The 4108-nt window shown below is 40.8% G+C and carries 3 protein-coding genes and 2 pseudogenes; all 5 read left to right on the top strand.

The annotated features are described in order from the left end of the window. Positions 1 to 199 (top strand): annotated as a pseudogene (locus Q0991_RS01975) ((2Fe-2S)-binding protein); the annotation flags it as partial. Between the two features lie 107 nt (positions 200 to 306). After that, positions 307 to 969 carry a hypothetical protein gene (locus Q0991_RS01980; RefSeq protein WP_299484989.1) on the top strand — a complete coding sequence of 221 codons (663 nt, stop codon included), beginning with the start codon at positions 307 to 309 and terminating at the stop codon, positions 967 to 969. A gap of 56 nt (positions 970 to 1025) precedes the next feature. Continuing rightward, positions 1026 to 1400, top strand: a complete 375-nt coding sequence (locus Q0991_RS01985) for a hypothetical protein (RefSeq protein WP_299484991.1) — start codon at positions 1026 to 1028, stop codon at positions 1398 to 1400. Between the two features lie 762 nt (positions 1401 to 2162). Continuing rightward, on the top strand, positions 2163 to 3068 hold the full coding sequence (locus tag Q0991_RS01990; RefSeq protein WP_299484993.1) for a substrate-binding domain-containing protein: 906 nt from the start codon (positions 2163 to 2165) through the stop codon (positions 3066 to 3068). Positions 3069 to 3839: 771 nt separating this feature from the next. After that, positions 3840 to 4108 (top strand): annotated as a pseudogene (locus Q0991_RS01995) (hypothetical protein); the annotation flags it as partial.

Genomic DNA, 4108 nt, shown 5'->3' on the forward strand with positions numbered 1-4108 from the left:
ACCGTCTGGGCTGTACCTCAATGATATGAGTGATGTTGAATGCTTAGTCGGCCAGCGAGCAGAAGAGAATATTCTTCATCCTATTAATGGTCACATCCTGATTGAAGCGGGAAAATTAATTACACGTTCTATGATCCGACAATTGGAAGAAACACGGACTGATGCCTTATCCTACCTGACCAATAGTTCCGGTGAATAACTGGACTAATTTCAACTGTAGGATAGGTCAACAATGCCATCTTGGGTTTGCATTGATGACTAAATAGACTATTCAGAGTATCTATCAATAGGGGGACATTTATCACGATGGCTATATTGGAAAAAAAAGCATCCGCAACCTTATCGCTCACAGAGAATGAGTATTACTTATCACTTCTGAACCAAAGCTTCCTTTTTTCACACCAGGGTACAGCAGAGGATTATACTCATCAATTATTAGAACTGAACGGTCTAGCCTGCCAATTGAATAATCTGCTACAGCATTCTAGCAATGATCTGTGTGCCCAAAGTAGCCTAGGAATATTGATCCCCCAAGACTTAACTGCTGTAGAAGCCTATCTGTTAGGGAAGAAAATTGGTCAACAAGAATATCAACAATATACAGAGTTAACTGGTTCTCCGAGAGGAGAATCTCTCCCTGATCAATTGTGTAGGTTAGTGGATTGGTGGTCACAGTCTTATCTGGCCTATTATGGTCAGTTGCTGATTGATTTCAACTCTTTCTTCGATTCATATATCAGCCTGGAAGTGGTTGGTATGCCCAACATTAAGCTTAAAAAGCAAGGTAATCATCCAAATTGTGCCTTTTATGCTGGCATCATTTCAAGTTTTTTAAGTGGGCTAGTGGGTAGCGATTTTGACGCTATAGAACCTGATTGTAGAAACAAAGAAGCCCATACTTGTACGTTCTTATTAGGACAGCAAACCGATCTCAATGCTCTGTATTTTTGGCAGACGGTTGATGCTTAGAGCTAGTTTACTCTTTGAGTATTGAGTTATCCCTAGAGAACTTATAAGAGAACAATATGATTTCGACCGATACAACTTCACCTTCGACCAATGTCATTGGCAACGATGTGACCGTGGCCACTTGCTATTACATTCGGAAGCTCCTGGCAAAACATGCAGATGAACTGCAGTCTTGTGTCGTGGCAGGCGCTGGAATGATTGCTGATTCAACATCTGATCTCAACCATGTTTTAGAAAGCCTATATCTAGAAGAACCTGACATCAGCCTTGCAGCTAGAGAGTTGGAGGTATTAGCTCAACTTCATCAAAATTTTAGTAATCAAAACACCTCTAATCGAAGCGTTATTAGACAACTCGCAGAAGTGGAAAGACGGATTTTTTGGATTCTCGGCCTTAGCTCGACTTTATCTCCTCGATTCCAGAATCAGTAGGTATCAGAATTAGAGCAATCTTTTCCTTTAACTTATTTCGGATAAACCAAATTAAAACCCAACATGCTGTGAATTCTGAATCCTGATAAACCGTGGGTCGGACGACCATATCCTAATGATTGTTTCCTCGACCCTAATAACGACTGTATAAGTCTTCTTGTGTACACCATCTCAATGGAGACGACTTTCTCCGCATGGGATATTACGGAATTCTTTCTCAGCATAAATATAAACTCTTGCAACTCATTTCGAGTTTTATTCCCTGGTTAGATTTACCTGAAATCTTCTCTCTGCATAGCATTCCACCGACAGACATCAACTAAATTGCCTGGAGTCATTTAGTTTACTGTCCGTTTGGAGTGCAGATGCCCCAAACTCAATCCTATAAATGGGTTCCAACATACCTTACTCTTGAGCAGTTTGGTACATTCGTCTTACCCCACCTGCAATTCGGCACCAGAGGGCCTCAGCAAAAGCTCACTTTGCTCAAGATATTCAACTACATTTTGAAATCCGCTTTTTAACTGTTCTAGTATTGTCCTAAGATTGAGACAGTTTAGCTCAATAGGTTCCATCACAAATAATCTCCACAACATGCAACCCATCCCAAGACCACCAAAAATGATGAGGGACCAATGGAAATTAGCTGGGTTACTATTTTTTAATCTGAGTTGGGCTCTAGGATTGTTTGGGTATGGCCTGCTATCCACTTACCGATCCCCTGATAAATTACTAACCTCAGTACAGCCTTCATTCTTAAGGATGCCTATACCTCTGACTACGTTTGATCAAGCAGATCAAGTACCTTCAGGGCAGTACTATTACAGTGGAAGTGCCGTTTGGTCTCCCATCCGTTTGGTAGTTGATTCCGCGATAAAAAGTGACTTCAGAGAATTTCAACTCACCTATCGCCAGCCGTTAGCAACCATCAATTCTGCAACCGCAATTCAAATGTTGATATCAGGGGAGGTGGCTTTTGCCCAATCTATCCGTTCTCTAAATGAAGTTGAAATTCAAAATTCACAACAACGAGGAAGTGAACTTCAACAAATTCCCATTGCCTATGATGGGATTGCAGTTTCCGTTCACCCTAGTCTGTCGATATCGGGCTTAACCTTTACACAATTAGCCCAGATTTATTGCGGACGGGTAACAAATTGGAAGGATTTTGGAGGGCCAGATCTAGAGATACAACCGATTTCGATTGAGAGAGATTCAGGCGAAATGGTTGATCGCTTTGCAAGTCAAATCCTGAAGTTCCGGCCCTTTGGTCAAAACTTAGCCTTTTTCTCAAATGCGACAGATGCCATAGGCTATCTAGCTGAGACACCAGGAGGAATTCTCTTTGGCTCAGCAGCTACGATGGTCCCTCAATGTTCGATCAAGCCGATCTCGATTGGGCGAGAATCAGAAAAACTCATCCCACCTTACCAAGAACCTCTCATTGAACCCAGCCGTTGCCCAGAACAACGGAACCAAATTAATGCTCAAGCATTTCAATCACAGCAATATCCTCTTACCCAACAACTCTACGTTTTGTTCAAAAGCTACCCTCACAATGAGTATCAAGCAGGCCAGACTTATACAAAATTATTACTCAGTGATCAGGGTCAGAAACTCGTCACTAGAGCTGGCTTTGCGCCAATAAAACACACGCATTTTCGGTAAATTTCTGACTAATGCAATAATGTGCTACCTCGACTTGAGATAATTCTTGCTCTTATAGCAATGGAAGCGTGAATAATCTGTAGCTATTTCTGAAGCCTATGAACTGTCTAGATAAGGCTACATCACTACGCTCTTTTGCAAGAGCGGTTTCAAATTCCTGGGAAAAATCTGGAACTACCATTTCTTGCATACATCAGTCCAAAATAATAAGCGGCTAACACGGGTTTAGAGCGTTTGAATTAACTACGGCCAACATAAAATAACCCAGGCAGTTTTGTCGTTCATTTGGTAAGATTCCATATCTGAAATTTATAATTTTGAAGTGATATTGCGCTCTATTACCTAGTATTAAGATCGTTAAGCATTCCGATAAATGATTAAATTTTTTGTTTTCAGAGTCTAAATATTTCCGTATGTTTACGGAGGCGATTAAAAGAATCAAGTCGGTATAAGAAAAGTACGGTATTTGTAGCTAACTTTTGCTTTTTCTTGAGACCATTGCTTAGCAATGCTTACGGAAGATAAAGTCTGCAATGCCTCTTAAATAGGGAATATTAGATACTCAATCTATAGATTCAGTGTTTAAGTTATCCGTCAACATCTTCAGAGAAGATCTGAAGGCGATTTTGGACGTCTAATCGTGTTTTTAGGGTGAATAAATGACTATTTAAACCATTTATGGATATTAGCCAATTAAGCATTAGATATATTGGCGAGTCGGGAGTCGAAGATTCCCGAGAGGTGTGAGATGTATGGGGGATTTATAAGGGTATGCAGCTATTAGACACATCAATAATTCCAGCACACACAACAGAGATCTTGATTATCAAGGATGACTTGCAGGAGGTTGAGATTGTCAGGAAATGTTTGGGACAGGAACAACAACACACCATTCTCCTCAATCACTGCCCGATCTTGACTGCAGGTTTAGATAGCTTCAGAGAGGAAACCACGATTGATCTGATTTTGCTAGATTTATCGTTATCCAAACCTCAGGGACTTGAAACCGTCCATGCCGTTCATGAAGCGTTTCCCAACAT

The organism is Acaryochloris sp. IP29b_bin.137, from assembly GCF_028285745.1.
GTDB lineage: Bacteria > Cyanobacteriota > Cyanobacteriia > Thermosynechococcales > Thermosynechococcaceae > Acaryochloris.